27 protein-coding genes are annotated in these 24441 nt (G+C 67.0%); 9 read left to right on the top strand and 18 right to left on the bottom strand.

Annotation, left to right across the window (positions count from 1 at the left end; genetic code table 11):
• Positions 1-26: 26 nt before the first annotated feature.
• From fae to AC3WR5_RS03520, 4 genes are all read left to right on the top strand, one after another.
• A complete protein-coding gene (fae, locus tag AC3WR5_RS03535; protein WP_141291436.1) occupies positions 27-560 on the top strand; it encodes a formaldehyde-activating enzyme in 534 nt (177 codons plus the stop codon).
• Between the two features lie 20 nt (positions 561-580).
• On the top strand, positions 581-2452 hold the full coding sequence (pabB, locus tag AC3WR5_RS03530; RefSeq protein WP_492481907.1) for an aminodeoxychorismate synthase component I: 1872 nt from the start codon (positions 581-583) through the stop codon (positions 2450-2452).
• A gap of 120 nt (positions 2453-2572) precedes the next feature.
• Positions 2573-3253 (top strand): HAD family hydrolase, encoded by a 681-nt coding sequence (locus AC3WR5_RS03525; RefSeq protein WP_492481905.1) that lies wholly within the window; start codon positions 2573-2575, stop codon positions 3251-3253.
• Positions 3254-3503: 250 nt separating this feature from the next.
• Positions 3504-4619: a methyl-accepting chemotaxis protein gene (locus AC3WR5_RS03520; RefSeq protein WP_492481903.1), complete on the top strand. Its 1116-nt coding sequence runs from the start codon at positions 3504-3506 to the stop codon at positions 4617-4619.
• Here the strand turns inward: AC3WR5_RS03520 and AC3WR5_RS03515 are convergent.
• The 3 genes from AC3WR5_RS03515 to AC3WR5_RS03505 form a co-directional block, all read right to left on the bottom strand.
• Positions 4568-5284: a M48 family metalloprotease gene (locus AC3WR5_RS03515; protein ID WP_492481901.1), complete on the bottom strand. Its 717-nt coding sequence runs from the start codon at positions 5282-5284 to the stop codon at positions 4568-4570. The genes AC3WR5_RS03520 and AC3WR5_RS03515 overlap by 52 nt on opposite strands.
• Before the next feature lie 99 nt (positions 5285-5383).
• A complete protein-coding gene (locus AC3WR5_RS03510) occupies positions 5384-6013 on the bottom strand; it encodes a response regulator (protein WP_231012083.1) in 630 nt (209 codons plus the stop codon).
• Entirely contained in the window at positions 6010-7365 is a 1356-nt protein-coding gene (locus AC3WR5_RS03505) for an ATP-binding protein (protein WP_492481899.1), read from the bottom strand. The genes AC3WR5_RS03510 and AC3WR5_RS03505 overlap by 4 nt, the downstream gene beginning before the upstream one ends.
• 254 nt (positions 7366-7619) lie before the next feature.
• Here AC3WR5_RS03505 and pqqA point away from each other — a divergent pair, with 254 nt between their 5' ends.
• The 5 genes from pqqA (at position 7620) to pqqE (ending at position 10886) form a co-directional block, all read left to right on the top strand.
• Entirely contained in the window at positions 7620-7694 is a 75-nt protein-coding gene (pqqA, locus tag AC3WR5_RS03500) for a pyrroloquinoline quinone precursor peptide PqqA (RefSeq protein ID WP_141288184.1), read from the top strand.
• Between the two features lie 94 nt (positions 7695-7788).
• Positions 7789-8709, top strand: a complete 921-nt coding sequence (gene pqqB / locus AC3WR5_RS03495; protein WP_492481897.1) for a pyrroloquinoline quinone biosynthesis protein PqqB — start codon at positions 7789-7791, stop codon at positions 8707-8709.
• Positions 8710-8716: 7 nt separating this feature from the next.
• Positions 8717-9469: a pyrroloquinoline-quinone synthase PqqC gene (gene pqqC / locus AC3WR5_RS03490; RefSeq protein WP_492481895.1), complete on the top strand. Its 753-nt coding sequence runs from the start codon at positions 8717-8719 to the stop codon at positions 9467-9469.
• Positions 9466-9741 carry a pyrroloquinoline quinone biosynthesis peptide chaperone PqqD gene (gene pqqD / locus AC3WR5_RS03485; protein WP_492481893.1) on the top strand — a complete coding sequence of 92 codons (276 nt, stop codon included), beginning with the start codon at positions 9466-9468 and terminating at the stop codon, positions 9739-9741. Before pqqC ends, pqqD begins: the two co-directional genes overlap by 4 nt.
• A gap of 17 nt (positions 9742-9758) precedes the next feature.
• Positions 9759-10886, top strand: coding sequence for a pyrroloquinoline quinone biosynthesis protein PqqE (pqqE, locus tag AC3WR5_RS03480; protein ID WP_492481891.1), 1128 nt, complete (start codon positions 9759-9761; stop codon positions 10884-10886).
• On the opposite strand, the gene AC3WR5_RS03475 is transcribed toward pqqE, so the two are convergent.
• The 15 genes from AC3WR5_RS03475 to AC3WR5_RS03405 form a co-directional block, all read right to left on the bottom strand.
• On the bottom strand, positions 10883-11782 hold the full coding sequence (locus AC3WR5_RS03475) for an AraC family transcriptional regulator (protein ID WP_492481889.1): 900 nt from the start codon (positions 11780-11782) through the stop codon (positions 10883-10885). The two genes, pqqE and AC3WR5_RS03475, sit on opposite strands and share 4 nt — an antisense overlap.
• A gap of 104 nt (positions 11783-11886) precedes the next feature.
• Positions 11887-12636 (bottom strand): SDR family oxidoreductase, encoded by a 750-nt coding sequence (locus AC3WR5_RS03470; RefSeq protein ID WP_492481887.1) that lies wholly within the window; start codon positions 12634-12636, stop codon positions 11887-11889.
• A 330-nt stretch (positions 12637-12966) separates the two neighbouring features.
• Positions 12967-13461: a thioredoxin domain-containing protein gene (locus AC3WR5_RS03465; protein ID WP_492481885.1), complete on the bottom strand. Its 495-nt coding sequence runs from the start codon at positions 13459-13461 to the stop codon at positions 12967-12969.
• A gap of 50 nt (positions 13462-13511) precedes the next feature.
• On the bottom strand, positions 13512-14375 hold the full coding sequence (locus AC3WR5_RS03460; RefSeq protein WP_492481883.1) for a quinoprotein dehydrogenase-associated SoxYZ-like carrier: 864 nt from the start codon (positions 14373-14375) through the stop codon (positions 13512-13514).
• A gap of 13 nt (positions 14376-14388) precedes the next feature.
• Positions 14389-15342: an MBL fold metallo-hydrolase gene (locus AC3WR5_RS03455; protein ID WP_492481881.1), complete on the bottom strand. Its 954-nt coding sequence runs from the start codon at positions 15340-15342 to the stop codon at positions 14389-14391.
• Positions 15343-15352: 10 nt separating this feature from the next.
• Positions 15353-15835, bottom strand: coding sequence for an SRPBCC family protein (locus AC3WR5_RS03450; protein ID WP_492481879.1), 483 nt, complete (start codon positions 15833-15835; stop codon positions 15353-15355).
• Between the two features lie 111 nt (positions 15836-15946).
• Positions 15947-16909, bottom strand: a complete 963-nt coding sequence (locus AC3WR5_RS03445; RefSeq protein ID WP_492481877.1) for a YVTN family beta-propeller repeat protein — start codon at positions 16907-16909, stop codon at positions 15947-15949.
• Positions 16910-16913: 4 nt separating this feature from the next.
• A complete protein-coding gene (locus AC3WR5_RS03440) occupies positions 16914-17756 on the bottom strand; it encodes a quinoprotein dehydrogenase-associated SoxYZ-like carrier (protein ID WP_492481875.1) in 843 nt (280 codons plus the stop codon).
• Positions 17757-17795: 39 nt separating this feature from the next.
• Positions 17796-18743: a quinoprotein relay system zinc metallohydrolase 2 gene (locus AC3WR5_RS03435; RefSeq protein WP_492481873.1), complete on the bottom strand. Its 948-nt coding sequence runs from the start codon at positions 18741-18743 to the stop codon at positions 17796-17798.
• A gap of 28 nt (positions 18744-18771) precedes the next feature.
• Positions 18772-19149: a hypothetical protein gene (locus AC3WR5_RS03430; RefSeq protein ID WP_492481871.1), complete on the bottom strand. Its 378-nt coding sequence runs from the start codon at positions 19147-19149 to the stop codon at positions 18772-18774.
• Positions 19150-19215: 66 nt separating this feature from the next.
• Positions 19216-19941, bottom strand: coding sequence for a hypothetical protein (locus tag AC3WR5_RS03425; RefSeq protein ID WP_492481869.1), 726 nt, complete (start codon positions 19939-19941; stop codon positions 19216-19218).
• Positions 19942-19957: 16 nt separating this feature from the next.
• Positions 19958-20977: a S1C family serine protease gene (locus AC3WR5_RS03420; RefSeq protein ID WP_492481867.1), complete on the bottom strand. Its 1020-nt coding sequence runs from the start codon at positions 20975-20977 to the stop codon at positions 19958-19960.
• A gap of 10 nt (positions 20978-20987) precedes the next feature.
• Positions 20988-21836: a substrate-binding domain-containing protein gene (locus tag AC3WR5_RS03415; protein ID WP_492481866.1), complete on the bottom strand. Its 849-nt coding sequence runs from the start codon at positions 21834-21836 to the stop codon at positions 20988-20990.
• Positions 21837-21865: 29 nt separating this feature from the next.
• Positions 21866-22282, bottom strand: a complete 417-nt coding sequence (locus AC3WR5_RS03410; RefSeq protein ID WP_141287060.1) for a c-type cytochrome — start codon at positions 22280-22282, stop codon at positions 21866-21868.
• A 106-nt stretch (positions 22283-22388) separates the two neighbouring features.
• Positions 22389-24140: a methanol/ethanol family PQQ-dependent dehydrogenase gene (locus tag AC3WR5_RS03405; RefSeq protein WP_231012134.1), complete on the bottom strand. Its 1752-nt coding sequence runs from the start codon at positions 24138-24140 to the stop codon at positions 22389-22391.
• Positions 24141-24441 lie beyond the last annotated feature (301 nt).

Here is a 24441-nt window from a genome sequence, read left to right as displayed (position 1 = left end):
AGAATTCCTCTGACGAAAGACCCACGATGAGCAACGATTACCTCTTCCACGCCGGCGAGGCGACCGTGCTGGCCCGCGACGGCCAGTTCACCGATGCGATGCCCGAGATCCTGATCGGCCGCACCAGCGGCCCGGTCGGCCAGGCCTTCGCCAACATGATGGCGCAGAGCAAGGGCCACACCGCGATGTTCGCCATCCGCGCCTGCAACCAGCTGGTGCGGCCCGCCACCATCGTCGTGCCCAAGGTCACGCTGAAGGACTTCGCGAACATCGACCTGTTCGGCGGCGTGGTGCAAAGCGCCACCGCCGACGCGGTGGTCGATTGCCTGATCGAGGGCATCATCCCCAGGGACATCGCCAACGAGCTGTGCATCATCAGCCTGGTCTGGATCGACCCCCGCTGCGCGACCGATCCGAACCTGGACAAGCAGGACATGTACCGCACCAACCACGAGGCGACGATGCTCGCGATCCGCCGTGCGCTCAACAACGAGCCGTCGGTGGAGGAGCTGATCGCCAACCGCCACAAGATCAAGCACGACATGGACGATTGGTCTTGAGTGTTGCCGGGCGTTTGACGATGGCCTGCTTCGCGCTGCTCGATGACCGCGCCGCGACAAACGCGCGGCCCAGCAGTCGCCTGTACGAGGACTTCGAGCGCGCGCATGTGTGCGCCGACCCGGCGCTGCTCGATGCGACCTGGGCGCAGGTCGATGCCGACCTGCGCGCAGGGCTGCACGCGGTGCTGCTGGCCGATTACGAGTGGGGCGCGAAGCTGCTGAAGGCCGGCGTCCGGCCTGGCGACGACAAGCCGGGCGAGGACCGCGCGCTGCGCGTGCTGATGTTCCGCACGCTGACGCACCTGTCTCGCGACGCGGTCGATGCCTGGCTCGCCGAGCACGACACCTCCGGTGCGGACGAGCCGGTCGGCACCATGAACCTGGAGGCGAGCGTCGACCGCGCCGAATTCACGCGGTCCATCGAGGCGATCCACGAGGCGATCCGCGCCGGCGAGACCTACCAGGTCAACTACACCTACCGGATGAACGGCACGGCTTTCGGTTCGCCGATCGCGCTGTACCGGCGGCTGCGCGCGCGCCAGCCGGTCGACTACGGTGCCTTCATCGCCTTGCCGGCGGGCTGGGCGAGCACGCATGTGCTGTCGCTCTCGCCCGAGTTGTTCCTGCGCCACGAGGCTGGCCTGCTGACGGCGCGCCCGATGAAGGGCACGGCCGCCCGTGTCGCCGCACCGGAGAGCGACAGCGAATCGGCGCGCCTGCTGGCCCTCGACATCAAGAACCGCGCCGAGAACCTGATGATCGTCGACCTGCTGCGCAACGACCTTGGCAGGCTCGCGCAGACCGGCTCGGTGCACGTGCCGGCGCTGTTCGCGATCGAGCCGTATGCCACCGTGTTCCAGATGACCTCGACGGTGCAGGCGCAGATCCGTCCTGAAGTCGGCATGCCGGAGCTGCTGCGCGCCGTGTTCCCGTGCGGCTCGATCACCGGCGCGCCCAAGCACCACACGATGGCACTGATCGCCGGACTCGAGAGCACGCCGCGCGGTCTCTACTGCGGCGCGATCGGCTGGATCGACGCACCACGTGGCGCGCCGGCCGGCGAAGCGCGCATTGGCGACTTCTGCCTTTCAGTCGCAATCCGCACGCTGACGCTGGGCGCCGCGGCCAGTGGCCTGCGCGCGATGCGCATCGGCGTGGGTGCCGGCATCGTGCTCGACAGCCGTGCGGACGACGAGTTCGACGAATGCCGCCTGAAGGCACGTTTCCTGACCGGCCTCGATCCCGGCTTCGAGCTCTTCGAGACGATGTTGTGGCGCCCGGGCGAGGGCGTGCAGCACCTTGAGCGTCACCTCGCCCGGCTCGCCCACAGTTCGCGCGTGTTCGGCTTCGCGTTCGAGCGCGAGGCCGTGTTGCAGAAGCTGCTGGCCTTTGAACCCGGTGCCGCCGTCGAGACGCGCTTGCGCTTGGCGCTGGCCCACGGCGGACGCATCAGCCTGACCCACGCGCCGCTCGCCCCGCTGCCTGCCGGCCCGGTGCGGCTGCTGCTCGGCGGTGACACGCTGCCCGAGGCCGACGCGCTCGCGGCCCACAAGACCACGCGTCGACAGCATTACGACGCCGGCGTGCGTACGGCCGAAAGCGCCGGCGCGTTCGATACCTTGTTCTTCAGCCGTGCGGGCCGGCTCGTCGAAGGCGGGCGCAGCAACGTGTTCGTTCGCATCGATGGCCGCTGGTGGACGCCGCCGATCACCGACGGGGCGCTCCCGGGCGTGATGCGTGGCGTGCTGCTCGACGACCCGGCCTGGAACGCGCAGCAGCGCAGCCTGACGCGCGCCGATCTCGCGCAAGCAGAGCGCATCGTCGTGTGCAACGCCCTGCGCGGCGCATTGCCCGCCGAACTCGCGGTGCTGCCGCGGCATGTTTCCGCATGAGCCCCGCCCGGCCGTCCGAAGGGGCTCGCACCGCAGTGCGCAGCACGAAGGTATGCCAGTGAGCCCCGCCCGGCCGTCCGAAGGGGCTCGCACCGCAGTGCGCAGCACGAAGGTACGCCGGTGAACCTCGCGCTGTTCGACCTCGACCATACGCTGATCCCGTTCGACAGTGGCATGGCCTGGACGCAGTTCCTGGTCGGGCGGGGCGTTCTGCCCGCGCAGGCCGAGGAAACCTACCTCGGCTACTGCAGGCAGTACGTGGCCGGCACGCTGGACATCCACGCGATGCACTTCGCCAGCGTCGCGCCGCTGGCGAGCGTGCCGCGGGTGAGGCTGGCGCAGTGGGCGAACGAATTCGAGCGTGTGCTGCGCCCTCGCGTGCCTGCGGCCATGCGCGCGCTGGTGCAGCGCCACCTAGCCGCTGGCGAGCTCTGCGCCCTCGTCACCGCCACCACCCGCTTCATCGCTGAGCCCTGCGCTCGCCTGTTCGGCATTGCGCATGTCGTCGCGACCGAGGCGGCGACCGCCGATGGCCACCCGGACGGTGCGCTGACCGGCGCCATCGACGGTTTGCCCTGCTTCCGCGAGCACAAGGTCACGCGGGTGCAGCAATGGCTGGCGCAGCAGATGCCCGGCGGCGCGGATGGCCTGGCGGCGTTCGAGCACAGCTGGTTCTATTCGGATTCGGCGAGCGACTTGCCGCTGCTCGGCGCGGTCTCGAACCCGGTCGCCGTGCGGCCGGACACCCGCCTGCGCCAGCACGCGCTGCAGGCGGGCTGGCCGATCATCGACACGGCTTGATGGCGCCCCCAGACCTGCCGCTTTGCGTCAGGCCCCCCGAGGGGGATGAGAAAACTTGGGGCGGCCCGGCGTTTCCTCATGCGCGCCCCCAGACCTGCCGTTTCGCGTCAGGTCCCCCTTGAACGCAGCGACCGCGTGGCGTGACTTATTTGTTTAAGTCGAAACCAATGCGGCCGAAACTCCCCTCAGCGACAAAGAACAGGGCATCGCAAGCACGGGATGCCGATCGCGGTGTTTATCGGAGACACACATGAGTTGGATTCGCAGAGTGAGCCTGGTGCGCCGGGTGACGATTGGCTTTGGCTGCACCGCAGTCATCATCGCAGGCATCTGCGCTGGTGGCGCATGGGCGCTGCAAGGTGGGATGCCGGCAAGCTCCGCGGTCTGGTTCATGGGCTTTGCCGCGCTCGGTGGCTGCGCGTTCTCGCTGCTTGCGGGCATGCTGATCCGCAGCAGCATCAAGGAATCGGTCGAATCGACCGTGCAATGCGTGATCCGCATCGCCGGCGGTGACCTGGAAAGCGTGATCGACTCGCCTGGCAAGGACGAGATCTCGTGGCTGCGCGCCGAACTCAATTCGATGCGCAAGAAGCTGCGCAAGACCGTGCTGGCGGTGCGCGAAACGGTCGGTGGCGTGAACATCGCCTCCGAGGAGATCGCCAACGGCAACCTCGACCTCTCGACCCGCACCGAGAGCCAGGCCAGCGCATTGCAGCAGACCGCCAGCTCGATGGATCAGCTTGCCAACACGGTGCAGAGCAATGCCCGCAGCACGCAGGAGGCACGCACCGTCGTCACGCAATCGAGCGAGGTCGCAGCGCGCGGCGAGAAGACGATGCGCGACGTGATCCTGCGGATGGGCGAGATCAACGGCAGCGCGACCAAGATCTCCGAGATCATCGGCGTCATCGACGGCATCGCCTTCCAGACCAACATCCTGGCGCTGAATGCCGCGGTCGAGGCGGCACGGGCCGGCGAGCATGGCCGCGGTTTCGCGGTCGTGGCCTCCGAGGTGCGCAGTCTCGCGCAGCGCAGCTCGACCGCCGCACGTGAGATCAAGACCCTCATTGGCGACTCGACCCAGAAGGTCGAGGCCGGCTCCAAGCTGGTCGACGACGCGGGGCGCACGATGAAGGAGATTCTGGAAAGCGTGAAGCGCGTGTCGTCCCTGATCACCGACATCGCCGACGCCGGTCAATCACAGAGCAACGGCATCGAGCAGGTGCACAGCGCGATTGCCCAGATCGACACGATGACGCAGCAGAACGCCGCGCTCGTCGAGGAACTCGCGGCAGCGGCCCAGTCGCTGAAGGGTCAGTCGGGCAGGCTGACGGAGTCGATGAGCTCGTTCCGCGTCGTCGCCTGAATTTCGCCCGGCCTCCGGGCCGGTTGCTGTGCATCAACGGCTCGCATCGCTGCGAGCCGTTTGCCCGTTCCGGGATGGGTGGGCGTGTCGCGGATCACGCCGAAATGCGTCAGCGCGGTGCTCGCGTCCTGCAAGGGCTGACTTGACCCCAGCGCGAGCCTGTGCAGCGTGCGCAGCGCGAAAGCGTCGGCCTCCAGTTCCTGGCGATGGCCCAGCCCCGAGGCATCGCGTCCCAGCAATGCCGCTACCGGCTCGGTCTGGTCCGGGGTGACCGCGCCGGGCACCCACTTCTGGTAGAGCTGCTGTGTCTGTTCCCAGTGACGCAGCTCGATGTGCCCGAGCTCGTGCGCGAGGATGAACAGCCGCTCGCCTTCGCTCAGATCGGCCAGCGATTCGTTCGCCAGCAGGATGCGGCCCTGGAGTGTTTCGGCAACCGTCTCGCCCGTGATCACGCGAAGTTCCACCTGGTGCCTGAGTGGCAGCGCGCGCGCCAGGGTCTCCAGGCTGGCGCGCACCATTTGGGCGCGCGCACCGGCCGGGTCGGCGGAGGGGGCATTGTCCAGACGTGCGAGCTGCGAGCGCGCCAGCACGCCGAGGATGCCCTCGTCGGCAGCGGCGGCACGCGCTGCGAGCAGCAGGATGAAGGTGACGAACCACCAGCGCATGTCGGACGCTCCCTCGGCGGCCGGGAGCCGGCCATGCGGGGGGCAGCGCAACAAACATGCCAGATATACGGGTAGACCCGAATATGCCGCCTCAGGCTCTCAGGCCTCGATCAGCCCCCAACGCAGCGCGACCAGCGTCAGCTCCGACTGGTTGCTGGCGCCGAGCTTCTGCTTGACGTGGAACAAGTGGGTGCCGACGGTGCTCTGCGAGAGGCTCAGGTTCTCGGCGATCTGCGCCACGCTCAGGCCACGGGCGAGCTGCACGAACACTGAGAACTCGCGTTCGCTGAGCGTCTCGGCCGGGCTGGTTCCGCCGCTCACTTCGGCAACAGCGAGCGCCTGCGCGGTGTGCGCGTCCACGTAGGGCCGGTTGGCCGCGACCGAGCTCACCGCGGCGATCAGGGCCTCGGGCGCGCTGCGTTTGGCCAGGTAGCCGAGCGCGCCGGCACGCAGCACGCGGCGCGGGTGTGCGGTGTCTTCGAAGGCCGAGAGCGCGAGGATGCGCGCCTTCGGGTCCTGTGCGATCAGCCGCCTGACAGCCTCCAGCCCGCCCATGCCGGGCATCGAGAGGTCCATCACGACCACGTCGGGCCGCACGCGGGCGTAGTCGGCGCAGGCCTGCTCGCCGGTGTCGGCCTCGGCCACCACCTCGACCTGCGCGTCGGCCAGCAGCATGCGGAAACCCATGCGCACGAGCGCGTGGTCGTCGACCAGCATCACGCGGATCATGTGGCGCCTGCCTCCGCCAACGGCAGCCGCACCTGCAGCTCGACGCCTTGCGGCGTGCGGTTGGCGATCCGGAAGCTGCCGCCCAGGCCCTCGGTGCGCTCGGCGAGCCAGCGCAGGCCATGGTGGCCGCTCGGCGCCGGTGCGGCCGGCAGGCCCTGGCCGTTGTCGGTGACAGTGAGCAGCGCGGCGTCGGCCTCGCGCCGCATCGACACGGAAATGTGCGTCGCGTGGCCATGTCGCAGCGCGTTCGTCACGGCTTCCTGCGCGCCGCGGTACAGCGCCAGCGCGACATCGGCCGCCAGGCTCGCATCGCCCAGTCCCACCTGCAGCTCGATGCTTGCGCCTGGCTGGCTGCGCCGCGTGCGTTCGACGAGGTCGCCGAGTGCGTCTGCGAGGCCGAAGTTGTCCAGCGTCAGCGGCGCGAGGCGCGGGATGATGCCGTGCATGGCTTCGTAGAGGCGTGACGACTCGTCGGCGATGGTGCGCGCCGCCTGCTCTGCCTGCGCATCGAGGCCGCGCACGCGCTGCGCGATCGAAATCGCCATGCTGTGCATCGCGGTGATGGATTGGCCGAGCTCGTCGTGCAGCTCGTGCGCGATGAGGCGCCGCTCCTGTTCGAGCTGGCGCTCGATCCAGCGTGTGAGTTCGCGGTTGTCGACCAGCCGGCTCTCGGCCAGCGCGGCGCGGCGTTCGGTCTCGATGTTCTGGCGCAGGCGGCCGACCATGCGGTTGAAGGCCGCGCCGATCAAGCTCGCCTCGGCGCCGGGCAGCGGCGGCAGCTTCGCGTCGAAACGACCGGCCTCCAGCGACTCGAGTGCACCGACGATCTGCCCGAACGGCCGCACCGTGTGCCCGACCAGCCAGAACACCAGCGCGTTGACGACAGCCAGCAGCACCGCCGCGCCGGCGCCGAGCACGAGCAGGTAGTCCCAGGCGTCGATCGCGGCGCGCGATGCGTTGGACTGCGTCACCAGCTTGCCGCCGGGGAAAACGATGGACTGCACCGAAGGTGCCGGTGCGATCAGCCGCTCGAACCAGTCGGGCGCATCGCGGCCTGCCTTGTAGGTGGACGCCGGGGAGCGGTACAGCACCTGGCCCTGCCCGTCGTACAGCACGATGTCGTTCGAGCGCACGCGGCCAATGCCCTGCAGGTAGGCGAGCATCGCCGGCGTGCCCTGGGCCGCATAGAGCAGGGTGTTGCGCTGCAGCAGCTGCGTGGCGACGCGGTTGGCGGCCACCACCTCCTCGTGCACCGACTCGCGCATGCTGCGCAGCTGCAGCGCGAGCACGGCCGCGACAAACAGGATCGTCAGCGCGCCGACGATCAGGTTGATCTTCAGGCGCAAGGTCATGGCGTGGGCGGCGGAGCCCCGCAGGTCGGGAAGGTGAGCACGCGCCATGGTAACCACCGATCCCGCCAACACATTCGCGAACGACGCAGGAACCGGGTCGACCCTCGGTCGCAATCATGAAAATCATGAGGCGCGAATCATGGTGCAGCGACTGGCGCGCAGCGGCTTGGGGAGCGATCCTTCACCATGGGATGCAAGCTGCATCCTTGCGCAGGTCGACCGGCCTGCGTGTCATTCACTTCCGGAGACTTGCCATGCAATGGACCACCCCGACCGCCGCTGATTTCCGCTTCGGCTTCGAGATCACGATGTACGTCAGCGCCCGCTGACGAACCCGGCACCGGCGCTGCGCGCAGGCGTGGCTCGGTGCCTTCCTCTTTCAAGGCACGCGCAAGCGCGCGCCTTTCCGGTGTCCAACAAACAATGCGCATCAGCGTGCTCGGGTCTGCCGCCGGCGGTGGTTTCCCGCAATGGAACTGCAATTGCCGCAACTGCGCCGGCGTCCGGTCGGGCAGTGTGCGGTGCAAGCCGCGCACCCAGTCGTCGATCTTCGTGCGGCCCGACGATGCCTCGGACGGCGTGCTCTTCAACGCCTCGCCCGACATCCTGGAGCAGATCCGCGCCCGGCCCGAACTGCAGCCCGCGCGCGCGCTGCGCGACACCGCCATCGCCGGCGTTGTGTTGATGGACGGGCAGGTGGACCACGCCACCGGCCTGTTCATGCTGCGCGAGCGCGGCTCGCCGCTGCCGCTGTGGTGCACCGACCCTGTCGCCGAGGACTTGAGCCAGGGCAACCCGATCCTGCGTGTGCTCGGCCACTATTGCGGTGTCGAGCGGCATCGCATCGGGCTCGATGGCACGCCGTTCCGCGTGGCCGGCGTTGCGGGCCTGAGCTTTCGCGCGCTGCCGCTGTCGAGCAAGCCGGCGCCCTATTCGCCGCACCGCGAGCACCCGGTGGAAGGCGACAACATCGGCATGCTGATCAGCGACGAGAAGACCGGCGCGAGCGTGTTCTACGCGCCTGGCCTCGGCGCGATCACGCCACCGGTCTTCGACGCGATGGCCCGTGCCGATGCGCTGCTGGTCGACGGCACCTTCTGGACCGACGACGAGATGCCGCGCCTGGGCCTGAGCAAGAAGACCGCGCGCGACATCGGCCACCTGCCGCAGTCCGGCCCCGGCGGGATGATGGAGTGGTTCGCGAAGCTGCCGGCGCACACGCGGCGCTGCCTGATCCACATCAACAACACCAACCCCATCCTCGACGAAGACTCCGACGAGCGCGCGGCGCTGACTGCTGCACGCATCGAGGTCTGCGAGGACGGCATGCTGATCCAACTCTGAGGTGCCGATGAAGGCCGAGATCCTCCAAGCGCGGCGCGAAGCCGTGCCCGCCGATGCGCCCGCCTGGGGTGTCGCCGAGTTCGAAACGAAGCTGCGCGAACGCGGTCGCGCGTACCACATCCACCACCCGTACAACCTGATGCTCAACGGCGGGCGCGCCACCCGCGAGCAGGTGCAGGGATGGGTGGCGAACCGCTACTACTACCAGATCGCTATTCCCATCAAGGATGCTGCGGTGCTGTCCAACTGTCCCGATCCGGCCGTGCGGCGCGGCTGGGTGCAGCGCATCCTCGACCACGACGGCTTCGAGCTCGGCGGCATCCGCGATGCCGGCGGCATCGAAGCCTGGCTGCGCCTGGCCGAGGCGGTCGGCCTGAGTCGCGACGAGGTCACCGACCTGCGCCACGTCACGCCCGGCGTGCGCTTCGCGGTCGACGCATACGTGAACTTCGCGCGTCGCGCACCCTGGCAGGAGGCGGTGTGCTCGTCGCTGACCGAACTGTTCGCGCCGGAGATCCACAAGCAGCGTCTCGCGACCTGGCCCGAACACTATCCGTGGATCGAGTCCGAAGGCCTGCACTACTTCCGCAGCCGTGTGAGCCAGGCGCGGCGCGATGTCGAGCAGGGCCTCTCGGTCACGCTCGCGCACTTCAGCACCCGCGCCGCGCAGGAGCGCGCGCTCGAGGTGCTGCAGTTCAAGCTCGACATCCTGTGGACCATGAACGATGCGATCGCATTGAAGTACGGGGTGTCGGCATGACGGCTTTGCCGACGTCCATCCGGCCGCGCATCGGCGCTGGCTTTCGCATGCAGTGGGAGCCGGCGCAGAACTGCCATGTGCTGCTGTACCCCGAGGGCATGGTCAAGCTCAACGGCAGCGCCGGCGAGATCATGCTGCGCTGCGACGGCGAACGCAGCATCGAGGCAATCGTCGGCGAACTTGAGCTGGCGTTCAATGTCAAGGGTCTCGGGCCCGAGGTGCAGTCGTTCGTCGAGATCGCTGGCAAGCAGAAGTGGCTGACGTGGGAATGAGCGGAATGAACGAAGCAATGTCACCGCGCCCGGGGCCACCTTTGTGGCTGCTCGCCGAGCTGACCTACCGCTGTCCGCTGCACTGCGTGTTCTGCTACAACCCGATCGATTTCGCGAACCAGCCCGAGGAGCTGTCGACCGAGGACTGGCTGCGTGTGCTGCGCGAAGGCCGCGAACTCGGCGCCGTGCAGTGCGGCCTCTCGGGCGGCGAGCCGCTGTTGCGTGACGACCTGGAGGTGATCGTCGCCGAAGCGCGGCGCCTGGGTTATTACACCAACCTGCTGACCTCCGGCGTCGGTCTGACCGTGGAGCGGGCGCGTGCGCTCAAGGCCGCCGGCCTCGACCATGTGCAGCTCTCGTTCCAGGATTCGACCCGCGAGATGAATGACTTCCTCTCGCACACCAAGACCTTCGAGTTGAAGAACCGGGTGGCCCAGACCATCAAGGACCAGGGTTGGCCGATGGTGATGAACGTGGTGCTGCACCGCCTGAACATCGACCACATCGACCGCATCATCGGCATGGCGGCCGAGCTGGGCGCCGAGTACCTCGAACTCGCGAACACGCAGTACTACTCCTGGGCTTTCAAGAACCGGGATGCGTTGTTGCCCACGCGTGCGCAACTGCAGCACGCAGAAGCCGTGGCCGATGCCTGGCGCGTGAAGCTGGGCGACCGCATGCGCATCTTCTTCGTGGCCCCCGACTACCACGAGGGCAAGGCGAAGAAGTGTGTGAACGGCTGGGGCAGCATGTTCCTGACCGTCACGCCCGACGGCACCGCCGTGCCCTGCCACACCGCGAAAATGCTGCCCGGCCTGAGCTTCCCGAACGTGCGCGAGCACTCGGTGCGCGACATCTGGTTCGACTCCGAAGGCTTTAACCGCTACCGCGGCACCGGCTGGATGAAGGAGCCGTGTTCCAGCTGCGAACACCGCGAGGAAGACCTGGGCGGATGCCGCTGCCAGGCGTATCTGATCGCGCACGATCCGACGGTGGCCGACCCGGTGTGCGTGAAGAGCCCGCACCACGGCCAGGTGCAGGAGGCCGTGCAACGCGCCGAGGCTGGCCTGGCGACTGTCACCGAACATCCGCTGGTGTTCCGCGACGCGAAGAACTCGCGCCGGCTGAGCGCACCGTCGACCTAGCTTCCCTCTCGGGCGTACAGCCGAGGCGCCTTCCCGACGTGGCGGCTGAAGGCAGTGCTGAACGTGCTTGTGGAGGCATAGCCGACACGCTCCGCCACCTCCGCAATCGCCAGGTCCTTGCGCAACAGCTGCTTGGCAAGCTCCATCCGCCAGGACAGCAGGTACGCCATCGGCGGAACGCCGACGGTCCGGCTGAAGCGGTCGAAGAACGCCGACCTCGAGAGGGCTGCAACGTCCGCGAGCTCACCCACTGTCCAGGGTCGATCCACCTGCGCATGCATTTGCTGCAGCGCGGGCGCAAGGCGTTCGTCCCCCAGGCCGCGCAGCAAACCCGGAGGCGCACGACCTGTCGTGCTCCACCGCATGGCTTCGATGAGCATCATGCCTGCCAGCTGCGACAGCATGAACTCGTTGCCTGGCCTTGGGTCCATGTACTCGTCGCCCAGCATCTGCACCAACTGCGCCAGGCGAGTCGCGCCCGGTACATGCACGACGCCCGGGAGCAGCGACACGATCAGCTTCGGGTTGGCGCAATCGAAGAGGAAGGCGCCCCCAAGCGACAGCATCTCGGGCTCGCCTCCCAGCGCGCCGTAGCGACGCTCGCCCGCACCGCCAGGCATTGTCTTCGGGTCGATGTGGACGGGTAGCGGTGCCGGCGTGAAGCTGGAGATGGTGAAAGGTGGCGTGGAAGGGAGCAGCACGAAGTCGCCTGCATTGAGGGTCACTTCCTCGTGCCCGTCGACGGCGAGCCTGCAGGTGCCCTTCAACATGATGCAGAAGCTCGGCTGGCCATACTCGGCGTAGCGCACCGCGTAGTCGCCCTTGCCGCTGATGAGATTGGCAAAGACGGCGCGCGGTTGCAGCAGGTGGACGACTTCGGTCAGCGGGTCACTCATCGCACGTCGCTCGTCTGGGACGGTCATTGGACACACCTTGCAGCATAGGTCTCGCGCGTCAGGCGCGTTGGGGCGCTGGGTGAGCGGCTCAACGAGCGGTCGGTTTACGCGGCCTTGGCCAGTGCCAGGGCCACGGCGTCCGGGCCTGCGGCGAAGTGCAGGCGGTTGGATGTGTCGTGGGCGGCCTGCCACACCATCTCTGCGACATCAGCCGCAGTCGTCACGGGGCCGGGGTTCGCGAACGCCGTGAAGATGGGGTCGGCGAAGGGCCGGTAGGCCTCAGGAATCAGGCCCTGCATGCGGGCGCCGCCGTTCTCGGTGAAGCGCGTGCCGGGGCCATAGCCAGGCTCGACGAGCTTGATGCGAATGCCGAAGGCACCCAGTTCATGGGCGACGGAGCCGGTGAGGCCTTCCACGGCCGTCTTGCTGGCCGTGTAGACACCGGCGAGCGGGAAGGAGGCAAGGGTGACGCTGGACGTCACGTTCACGATGACGCCGGTGCCGCGCTCGCGGAACTGGGGCACCACCGCCTGCATCATGGCCATGACACCGAATGTGTTGGTATCGAAGACTTCGCGAGCAGTGCTCATCGGCGTCGCTTCGAAGGCGCCGATGACGCCGATGCCCGCGTTGTTGACGAGCACGTCGATGGGACCCGCAGCCGATAGCGCGGCGGCGATGCTCTCGGAGTTCGTGACGTCCAGCGCGATGACGCGCATGCGGTCCGACCTGGGCAGGACGTCTTCACGCGGAGTACGCATGGTAGCGATGACGTTCCAGCCCTTGGCGTGGAAGTGGCGGGCGGTCTCCAGGCCATAGCCGGAAGAGCAGCCGGTGATGAGGACGGTTTTCATGGTTCGTTCCATTGGTTGAGTTGCGATGGAAAAACGATACCCAGCGAGAACCGGATTCACAATGCCGTTTAGTCCAGAAGTATTTGGCCATCGTCCAAATCAAAAAGTGCTGAATCTTGGCACGACTGGGTTGGCTGCACGGACCTCACGCTCCGGTCACGTGGCATCGAGAGGCGGGGGCGCCGATTGGCATCCATCGAGATGGGGCGCAGCCTCAACTCACGCCGGCGTTCGCCACCGCGCATGCGCCGCCGCGCCGTGCCCCCGCCAGGCCGGGCAAGCTGGTGGGACTTTCGGCAAGCCAGTCAGCCGCCTGGCGCGACCGCTGCGCTACTGCACCAGTTGCAAGATTTCGAGCTGTTCCTCGACGGTCTCGAAGGTGCCTGTGCCTGCGGGCATCTGCATCAGCGGCTTGAGCTGCGGGTCGAACAACCACACGCTGGGATAGACCAGCATGCGGGTGCGCTCGTCGCCGATTGAACGCTGGAACTCGAGGTAGGGCAGGGACTTGTTGCCCACGCGGATGAACAGCTTGTTCGCCGTCGTCGACAGCGCGCTGCGCAGGTCGACGACGATCCAGGGTTTGAAGTGCGACACCAGTTCCCCGGCATGCTTGGCCAGGAAGTTCTCGTAGCGTCGGCAGTACGGGCAGTCGCTCGCGCCGAGGTAGACGTAAAGACGCTTGTTCTCGCGCTGGGCACGCGCCAGCGCCGGCCCGAGATCGAACTCGGCGCGCTCCGGGCCGCCGCCAGGTTCGACGACCAGCGGTTCGTAGGCGGGCGGGATGCCGAGGGCATGCGTGGCGGCGCTGAGCAGCGTGATCATCGCGGCACAGAAAACGCGTGCCAACAGCCGACCCAGGCGGGGGCGCGCCATCATCCGACCTTCAGCGAGCCGGTGAAATGGTGCTCTTTCGAGTCGGAGACCTCGGCGCGCAGCTCGCCCGGGCCATGCGGCACGAAGTTGAAGCGCCAGGTCGGGTTCTCGCTGATCGAGAAGTCGAGATCGGCATCGAAGATCTTTCGGCCCGCATAGCTCACGGCGATCGTGCGCACAAAGTACGAGGGGATGAACATCACCGTCACGTTGTTCAGCTCGAAGCCGGTGTCGTTCGGGTGGATCACCGTCACATCGGCGGTGGTCGGTGCGTCCATCGTCGGTGGCCCGGGAAGCTTGAAGATCGTCCTGCCGATCAGCTCGGGGGTGTCGCGGTTCGGCGGCGCGGAGCAGCCGCCGGAGGTCTTCACGTAGCGTGAGTCCATGTGCAGCTCGCCGTTCGACAGCTCGCTGACGACGCGCACGTGGCTGTACTCGTCGACCCGCAGGCGCGTCTCGAAATCGGCCTGGCCGACTTCCGGCGTCAGTTCGAGCGTGGCAGCCAGTGGCGACGGGTTCTTGTCGACCAGCAGGTGCATGCGCTTCACGTACAGCTCCGGCGTCTGCGCCAATTGCGAGACGATCTTCACCGGCACCGCTGCGCCGTAGGCGGCGCGCAGCGGGGCGATCAGCTGCACGCGGCTGGCAGCACCGGTGGTGATCGGCCGCGTACCGAAAATCCGGCCGCGCAGCAGTTCCCATTCGGGCGAGAGATCGGCCGGGCCGGTGTTGCTCGGCAGGCCGCCGATGGCCGCGCGCACCGAGGGCGCCATCGCGAGCGGCAGGGCGCCCACGCCGAGCATGAAGGCGCGGCGCTGGCGATGGGTGAAAGAGAGGGGAAGGGGTTTGATCGGCGACGGCATGACTTCGAAACTCCTACTTCAACAGCTGCTCGCGCTCATAGCGCAGGTAGACCAGGGCCGCATTGCGCCTGTGCACCGTGGCGTACTGGTCCCAGGCTGCGAACTCGGGCAGCGCGGTGGCGTCAGGCACCTCGCTCAACGGCGCGCCGGCCGTCAGCAGCGCACGCACGCGCGTCGTCAGCTGATCCAGGTAGCGCTCGGTCTGCGTGACCAGCCGCTTGGTGCCGGCCGGTCCGTGGCCGGGCACGATGACTTCCAGCGGCAGCGCCTGCAGCGTGTGCAGCGCCTCGCCCCAGGCCGGCAGGTCGCTGTCGAACACATCCGGAATGCGCTGGGCATCCAGCAGGCCGCCTGCGAACAGCGTGCCGGTGACCGGGTCGAACACGGCGACATCGCCGGGGCCGCTGGAATGGCCGAAATACAGCACCTGGATCGACCGACCGATCAGCGTGGCCGCGTCGAGGCCGGGCGGGGTGGTGAAGCGGATGTCGGGCTCGAACATCGTCGTGCCGCGCATCTCGTCTTCACCCAGGGTCGCACGCAGGGTCTTCAGGCAGGTTTCGCAACGTGAGGCCATCAGGCCGGCGGCGGCTTGATGCATCGCGACCGGAATGCCTTGCTCGCGGAATGCCGCGGCGCCGAACAGGAACTCCTGCCGCGTGTGCGTGACGATGGCCAGGCGCACTGGCTTGTCGGTCACGCCGCGGATCGCATCGAGCAGCGCGCGGCCGTGCCGATACGAGGTGCCGGTGTCGATCACCAGCACGCCTTTGCGGCCGACGATGAAACCGGTGTTGCCCACGCGGCCCAGGTTCGCGCCGTCCGGCTCGCCGCCGGTGCCAGCCACCATGTAGACGCCGGACGCCAGTTCGATCGGATCCAGCGCAGCGGCCCGCGCCGTCATCGCGGCACAGGCGAGCAGGGCCGCGGCCAGCCAGCAACTCGCTGTGCGCGAAAGGGCACGCATGGGCGTCACGCTACTTGGCCTCGACGAGCTTCTTCAGGTTGGCCAGCCCACTCTGGTACACCCCGGTTACGGCCTTCATGGCGGCCTCGTCGTTCTGTTCGGGAGGAGGGTCGTTGTGCATGTAGGCGCGGTAGAAGGCACCGCGCCATTCGACGGTCGAGGTGTTGCCCTCGCCGGTCACGGTGATGGTCGAGGTGTAGTTCGAGACCGGCAGCGCACTGCCGTCTTTCAGGCGGTAGCTGTAGCGCATCTGCGCGTCGTCGTAGCGTTCCAGCGTCTCGACCAGCGCGCCACCCCCCTTCAGCGCCACCTTGCGCTCCGAGCCTTCGGCGTTGCCCTTGTCGGCCGGGCTGGATTCGACGGCCGGGTGCCAGTCTTTCAGCGCGTCGAAATTCTTGATCTTGGCCCAGACCACTGCGGCGGGTGCGTCGATCTTGATGGTCTCGACGGCCTTCTGGCGCGTCGGCCCGTGCGCGATGGCGGGCAATGACATCGCACTGCCGAGAACGGCGATGGCAAGCGCTGGTTGAAGCCATCGACTGGCGAATCTCAGGAACATGGGGAAGGGCCTCCGGTGGTGGAGTGGTTGAAGATCATGGTGGATTCATGGTGTCGGTGGCGAGCCGATGAAGGCCCCGAAGCCGCGGCTGTTCTTGCCGGTGGCGATGCGGGCCAGCGTGCGGCCGCTGGTGGCGTCGAGCACGCTCACGTCGTCGTCCATCCAGTTGACGACGTAGACGCGGTCGGCGTGCACGGCCACCCCTTCGGGGTAGCCGAAGCCTGGCAGCGTGCGCACGGTCTCGAGCCGCTGCACGTCGACGACGCTGACACTGTCGTCGTGCTGGTTGGTCACATACAGCAAAGCACCGTCGCGGGTCAGCGCCGCGCCGTAGGGCGCCTTGCCGACCTTGACGGTGGCGATCACCTCGAGCCGGCGCGTGTCGATCACCGAGATGTCGTCACTGAGCACGTTGAGCGCATAGAGCCGCTCGCGGGCGGTGTCGACCAGCAGCGCGAACGGATGGGTGCCGACCTTGACGCGGCCACGCACGCGCGAGGTGGCGATGTCGATCGCGGCAATGCTGTCGTCGTCGCGTTCGGCCACGAAGACGGTTGCGCCGGCAGCGTCGACCGCCACGCCCGCAGGCGCGCGGCCGACCTCGATCGTGGGCAGCGCAGTGCCCGCCACGGTGTCGAACACCAGCAGCCGGTTCGCGTACCAGTCGGCCACGAACAGGCGAGAGCCATCGGGCGATGCGTCCATGCCGACTGGGCCGCTGCCGGCCGCAAGCGTCCCCACCACGCGTTGCGTGCGCATGTCGATCACCGAGATCGTCTTGCTGTCCGGGTTGGACACGAACACCTTGCCAGCGCGGCTCGACGCCACCACACCTGCCGGCGCCAGGCCGACAGGCACCGTGGTGACCACGCGCTGCGAGGCCAGGTCGATCACCGAGACATCGTTGCTGCCCTGGTTCGTGATGTAGGCGAATGGTGCGGCGAAGCCGGGCGTACCAGTGCCGATGAGCCAGAGCGACAGTGCGGTGACCGTGGCGGCGTGGCGCATTCGTTCAGGCGGCGGACGGCGTCACGTCGAGGCTGCTCTTCCATGTGGCCTGGTGCGAGTCGACAACCTCGGCCGTGAGCCGGCCCGGCGCGTTCGGCACGAAGTAGAAGCGCAGGTTCGGGTTCTCGCTGATCGAGAAATCCAGATCGGCCGACAGCACCGACTGGCCGGCGTAGAAGACTTTGACCGTGCGCACGAAGCGGCGCGGTGTGTAGGTGCGGGTCAGCTGGTCCATGACCATGCCGGAGTCGTTCGGATGGCTGATCATCAGCTGCGCCAGCGTGGGCTGGTGCAGCACGACCTGGCCGTCAACGCGCATCTTGATCTTGCCCAGCGATGCGAGCGCGGCCTGCGGATCCTTGCCCGGCGGCGCCGAACAGCCGCCCGAGGCTTTGACAAAGCGCGTGCGCATCAGCAGCCGCCCGTCGTTGGTCTCGGCGATCGCGCGCACGAAGGTGTATTCGTCGACGCGCACGCGGGTTTCGACATCGGCCCGGCCGCTGTTCGGCGTGAACGAGAAGATCGCCGAGATCGGCGACGGGTTGTTGTCGATCACGAGGTACAGTTTTTCGACGTAGCTGGAAGCCGTCTGCGGCAGCTTCGCGCGCATCGCGATCGGCACCACGGCGGCGTCTTCGGCGCGCACCGGCGTGTCGAGCACCAGGGCTTCGTCGCCGACCTCCTGGATGGGGCGGGAATCGAACAGGCTGGCGCGCACTTTCTGCCAGATCTCACTCGCCTGCGGGTCATCGCCGGACATGATCGCGGCACTCGCGTCGCGCAGGCCACCCAGTGCCAGCGAGGCGATCAACGCGCCGCCGGTGGCGCTGGCTTCGCGTCGTGTCATTCGGCTCAGTCGTGTCGGGCGGCGTGTCATCGTTGCACCTCAGTCTTCCCACTCCAGCTCTGCAAACGCTGCAGTGACGTTGCGACGGTGGAAGCGTTCGGCGAGCTGCCATGGGGTGGCAGCCTGAACGCCGACGGTGTCGACCGCCTGGGGCAGTGTCTTGCGGGCCTTGAGCGCCGCGCGGGTTTCGTGCAGCAGCGCCTCAAGATACGCCTGTTGCGGCTTCCACGCATCCGGGCCGCCGGCCAGGGTGGGGCCGTGGCCAGGCACGAGCCGGGCCGCATCGACTTTCGTGAGCTGCTGCATCGTCGCGAGCCAGCCGAGCAGGCTGCCGTCGACGACCGGGATGTGCTTCACGAACAGCAGGTCGGAGGTGAACAGCGTGCGCGATGTCGGGTCGTACACGGTGAGGTCGTTGTCGGTGTGCGCGGTTGGCCAGGTCTGCAGCACGATCATGCGGTCGCCGAGGTCCAGTTCGCGGGTTCCGTCCACCGCAAGCGTTGGATGCACCATTGCGCCCGGTGCGACGCTGACGCCGAAATCGCGCGCCAGCGCGTTCAGGAAGTAGGGTTCGCGCGCGGCCATCGCCGCGTTGAACTTCGCGCTCGCGACGAAGCGCGTGTCGGGGCCGACGAAGGCGGCGTTGCCGAGCACGTGATCGGGATGGGCGTGGGTGTTGATCACGAAGCAGACCGGCAGGCGGGTGATGCGCTCGATGGCCGCGCGCCAGCGCTGACCGACCTGCGGGGTGCCGCCGCTGTCGATCACCGCGACGCAGCGGCTGCCGACAACGAGGCCGAGATTTGCGACGTCACCGCCGTTGCCCGGCAGCCAGTCCTCGACCAGCCCCGCATGCACGTACACGCCAGGTGCGATCTCGGCCACACCGAGCGGCGGCGCATCGGTCACGCCTTGCGCGGCCGTGACCCCATGCAGCAAGGCAGCCAGCAGCAGGGCGGTCGCGGTGCGGTGCAGGGTGGGTCGCATGGTCGGCAAAAGAGGCGATGCGTCGGGGCTACTTGGCGTCCTTGATGAAGCAGCTCTTTTTCACCTTCGCCTGCAGCTCGCGATACTTCTTCAATTCGGGTTGCAGCCCAGGCGTGTCGCGGATCGTGTTGCCGCGTTCGCCACCGATCGTCATGCCATTGCTGATCGTCTGCATCGTCGTGTACTCGTCGTAGTTGACCTCCTCGGCGAGTGCATCCACCGCACAGGCGCATTTGTTGACCATTTCGAAATACGGACCGGGGTTCGCACGGATGCAGTCCTCCACGAACAGCACGCGGGCCGAGGTCGGGTAGTCGTTCGCAGCGTGTGCGGTACCGCTGGCGACCAGCAGTGCGGCGAGCAGGGTTGCGCTTGAAGTTGAAGAGCGCAGGCGAGCGTGGTTCATGGCGTGTTCGTGAAATCGGTAGAAGCTGATGGTGACGAAGGCGAAGGGCAGCAGCGCGGGCCGCCGTCAGGCGCCAGGCTTTGGCGGCGTGGGCTCCGCCCCTTCGATGAGCAACTCGTCGGTGACCAGCGGAGGCGCATCCGCGCCCTTGGCAGCATCGGTGATCACCGAGCGGATGGCGTAGACGCCGCCCGGCACGGCGTCCGACATCGTGAACACATAGCGCTTGTTCGAGAGCTGTTCGAAGCGCGGGCGGTTCGGGTCGTCGCGGTAAGGGTCGATCGTGAACTCCTGGCCCGCGACCGCGTTGCCGCGGTAGCGCAGCGTCACCGCGCGTTGCTGCGCACCCTGGTAAATCGCCATGCGGATGCGCTTGCGGAAGTAGGCCTGCTTGCCCTTTGTCAGGCGTTCCATCTCGCGCACGTCGCGTTCGAGGAAATAAAGCATCACCGGGTTGCCCGTGGCCCCCTCGACCGGCGGCAGCACCACGGCGTGTTCGCCGCTCAGGAAGTCGCCGCTCGCGTCGCAGCACTGGCCGTTCGCTTGCGCCTTCAGCGAGATCGACACCTTGTCGTCAAAGCCAGGCTCCAGGCTGCCGCTGCGATGGAACGCGTAGTGCAGCGTCATCGGCGGGCGCAGCTTGGTGAACTGGTTCGTCATGAACAGCGCGCGCTCGGCGGCGGAGAAGTCCTTGGGCGCGTCTTCAGCGCGAACGTGAGCGACAGGCAGCGCAAAGCTTGCGATGGCTGCGGCGGCGAGGGTGGTCGTGAGGCGATGAGAGAACGAGGTCATGAGCGGTGAGTTCGCATCAATGGCGGCAAGAATTGCCTGCCACATGGGTTTCGGGTTGGGAGTCATGCGGCAGTGCGAGGCGTTGGAGCTCGCTTCGCGCCGCCGCGTAGTCGGGTGCGATCGCAAGCGAGCATTCCAGCGCAATGCGCGCATCGCGCGGCTGCTCCAGGCGTGAGAGGGCGAGGCCTAGCAGGTACCAGGGCTCCGGGTCGCCCGCGTCGAGTTGGGTCCAGTCGGCTGCCAGCGGCTGCAGCCCACGCCAGTTGCCCTCGACTTCGAGCGCAGCGGCCCGCAGGAAGGTCGGTTGCGCGTCGGCCAGCCGCTCCCAGAAGGCGAGTTCGCCGCGCGCGAGCGGGCCGATCTGTTGCACTGCCTCGTTGTCGATGCGCGGCCGTGCGAGCCATTCGACCGGTGCCGCGAAGTAGTGGGCGTTGCCGCCGCGCAGGCGGAAGGTCAGGATGCCGACGAGATTGAAGTCGGCGTCGAACAGCCCGCCGCCGCTCGCTCCGGAACTGAAGAAGTTGGAGGTCTGGATGACGCGGGCGCCGTCCATCCGGTGCAGCGCCAGCACTTCGCCGCTGCTGCCCTGGAACGCGCCCGCCGTGTGGCCGACGGCCGTGACGACCTGGCCGACCGTCAATCGTCCTGCCGAGCCCAGCGCCACCGCGCGGCTGCCCTCGATGCCGCGCACATGCAGCAGACACAGGTCGTGGTATGCGTCGACCTGCTGCGACTCGGCTGGCAGCCGCAGCCCGCCCTGCAGCACCGAGACCAGTCGCGCATCCCGCGTGACATGGCAGTTGGTCACTACGCGGTCCGCGCCGATCACCACGCCGGAGCCGAGTGAATAACCGCCCTGGGTGCGCATCACCTCGACCTTGAGCACGCTGGTCGAGAGACGGATCAGCGTGGCTGCGTCGGGCTCGGCGAATGCGATCCCGGGCAGCAACAAGCCCCACAGCACCAGGGCCAGCAGGAACGACGTTGCCGTCGCCCGGCCTGCGCTGGCGCCCGTGCTGATGAACCGGCGGCGCATTCGCTGGCACTCAGTTCTTCGGCGCCCCGTACGAAGCATCGACCATTGGCACGCCGTACGCCTTCAGGATCGTCTCGATCTCCGCTTGACGCGACTCGATCAACCCTTCGATTTGCTGCTTCCACTCGCGCTCGCCGAAGCGCACGCCCATCGCCATCTGGTAGTCGAGCTTCAGGCCCGGCTCCGACTTCAATGGCAGCACGACCAGCTGCGGTGACTTCACGCGTTGCGCGAAGTAGCCGGCGATCGGTCCCCAGACAATGGCGGCGTCAAGCTTGCCCTGCGCCAGATCCTTCTCGATGATCTCGCCCGGGTACTGCTGCGGGTCCGCATTCATCATCTGGTAGGGAACACCGTTCTCCAGCAACTGGTGCCTGGACAGCCATTCCCCCGCTGGAGATCGGTCGTACACGCCGATGCGCAGCGAGCGCAGCTTTTCAGGGCCGAGTGCGAGGAACGCTTCGACGGTGGTGACGTCGTCCAGGCCCTTGCCTTTCGGGAACACCAGCGCATAGGTCGAGCGATAGTAGGGCTTCGTGACCGAGACGCCTTCGTCGAACCCCACCGGCACGCCGATGATGATGTCGCAAGGGTAGTCCTGGCCCGGCAGCTTGTAGCGCAGCGTGTTGCGGGTGAACGCGAGCCGCTGCGGGAACGAGTAGTAGGTGACCGGCAGGTTCAGTGCCTTGCCGAAGACCTCGGCGATGCGGTTCTCCATGCCTTCTCCCTTGGTGTTGGAGAACGGCAGGTTGTTCGGGTCCTGGCAGACGCGAAATTCGGTCCGCTTCGGTGGTGCCTCCTGCGCCGCGACACTGGTTGAGAGCGCCGCGAGCGCAGCCGCGACACTCAGGAAGGCCACACAAGCATTGCGAGGCGACCTGGATTGGCTCATTGCATCGCCTCGACACGCGCTTTCGTGATCGCGCCGTCCGAGCGACCCTTCAGGTAGCTGTAGAGCTGGTCGATGTTCTTCATCACTTCCGGATTGCCGCCGAATGGGACCATCTGCGTGTTCGGCCGGCCGTTCTTGACGGTCTGGACGAAATCGTCTTTCGAGAGGGTCTTCAAACTGTTGATCAGTGACGGGCCGACCAGGCCTTCCTGGTTCGCACCGTGGCAACGGTCGCAGGCGGCGGAGCGCCAGGTCTTGAAGCCGACCAGGGTGTTGGCGTCGACCTTGTAGCCGTCCACCACCGTGTAGGGCTTGGCACCGGCGGCAGGCGCAGGCGCAGATGCGGTCTGGGCGAACGTCGTCAGGGTCGAGGCGAGCAACATGGCAGCGCCGAGGGTCTTGAAGTGCTTCATGGGATGTTGAATGAATCAAAAAAATGGGGAAGGCGTTCCTGCGAAAGCCCTCCCCCTTGTCAGGCGCGCGCCGAGTATGTTCAAGGCTGCGCTGCCTATTGCTGCCTCAGTTCGGCAGCGCGAACACCGTCAACGAGCCACCCAGTTCGGTGTACTTCGCCAGCTCGCGGTAGCCGCCCACGGCGCCCAGGCCATCCTGGTCCTTCTCGAGACCTGCGGCCATGCCGATGCCGGCCCAGCCACCGATGCCCGAGAACACGCCGATGTACTGCTTGCCCTTGTGCATGTACGAGAACACGTTGCCGATGATCCCGGAAGGCGTCTTGAACTTGAACAGCTCCTTGTTGATGTCCTTCTTGTCGACGCACTTCAGGTAGCCCTCGAGCGTGCCGTAGCAGGAGATGCCGCCCGCCGTGTTGAGCGCGCCGCTCCAGACCGAGAACTTCTCGGAATGGCTCTGCACGATCTTGCCGGCGCTGGCGTCCCAGGTGATGTAGTTGCCCATGCCGCCATGGCTGCCCGGCGCCGGGTACATCGACAGCGTCGCACCCACGTACGGCTGGCCCGCGGTGTACTCGACCTTGAACGGCTCATAGTCCATGCAGACGTGGTTCGTCGGCACGTAGAAGAGCTTGGTCTCGGGGTCGTAGGATGCCGGCTGCTGGTCCTTGCTGCCCAACGCCGCCGGGCAGATGCCCTTGGTGTTGACGTCAGGACCGCCCTTCGCGGTGGAGTACTTCGCGACCACTTGCGGCCGACCGGTCTTCATGTCGACGTGGGTGGCCCAGTTCACTTGCGGGTCGTACTTCTCGGCCACCAGCAGGGCGCCGGTGACGCGGTCCATGGTGTACGCAAAGCCGTTGCGGTCGAAGTGAACGAGTGCCTTGGTCGGCTTGCCCTTCACGTTGATGTCGGCCAGGATCATCTCGTTGATGCCGTCGAAGTCCCACTCGTCGTACGGCGTCATCTGGTAGACCCACTTGGCCACGCCGGTGTCGACATCACGAGCCCAGATGGTCATAGACCACTTGTTATCGCCAGGCCGCTGCGCCGGGTTCCAGGTCGACGGGTTGCCGCTGCCGTAGTACATCAGGTTCAGCGCCTTGTCGTAGCTGTACCAGCCCCAGGTCGTGCCACCACCGGTCTTCCATTGATCGCCCTTCCAGGTCTTCAACGAAGAGTCGGGGCCCACCGGCGCCATCTTGCCGTCGGTCCAGGTCATGGTCTTGGCCGGGTCCATCAGCATCTCGGCGTCAGGGCCCACGCTGTAGCCCTTCCAGGCCAGCTTGCCGTCCGACAGGTTGTAGGCGGCGATGAAGCCGCGCACCCCCCACTCGCCGCCGCTGATGCCGGTGATGACCTTGTCCTTGAAGATGTGTGGCGCGTTGGTGTTCACTGCACCGAGCTTCGGGTCGCCGTTCTTGACGCTCCAGACCACCTTGCCGGTTTTCGCGTCCAGCGCCACCAGCGTGCTGTCGGCCTGCTGCAGGATCACCTTGCCCTCGGCATAGGCGACGCCACGGTTGACCGTGTCGCAACACATTTGCGCAATCACCGCCGGGTCTTGCTTGGGCTCGTACTTCCAGATCATCTCCTGGGTATCGAGGTTCAGCGCGTACACCTTGTTCGGGAACGGCGAGGTCATGTACATGACACCGTCGATCACCAGCGGCGAACCTTCGTGGCCGCGCAGCACGCCGGTCGAGAAGGTCCAGGCGACCTGCATCTTGCCGACGTTGCCAGTGTTGATCTGCTTCAACTGGGAGAAGCGCTGGTTGTACATGTCTCCCGCTTGCATGGCCCAGTTGCTGGAGTTCGCGATGTTCTTCTCTACGTCGGCGTTGGCAGACGCCAACATCGGTAGAGCGAGCAACGCGAGCCCCAGGTGCAGCACGAGGCTTGCGCCCGATTGCCGAGGAATTCTCATCGATGTCTCCTTGCTTTTGAGGTGGTCTTCAGTCTTGCGAAGGTCACCACCGAAACCCCCGCACGAACCGTCTGGCGAGGGATCAAATCGCAACATCCATGCCTGTCGAAAAATCGTCTCGGACTCACTCGCCTCAATGCGCCGGACCACCTCAACACAACGTGCCAGCCACTGCTTTCGCACTAGGCGAAACCCTGCCTTATCGACTTGAGTTTTTGCCAAACGTGATCGG

The organism is Ideonella sp. FW305-24 (genome assembly GCF_058788035.1).
Note: the sequence above shows the minus strand (reverse complement) of the source record. Positions and strands in the feature narration are given on the sequence as shown.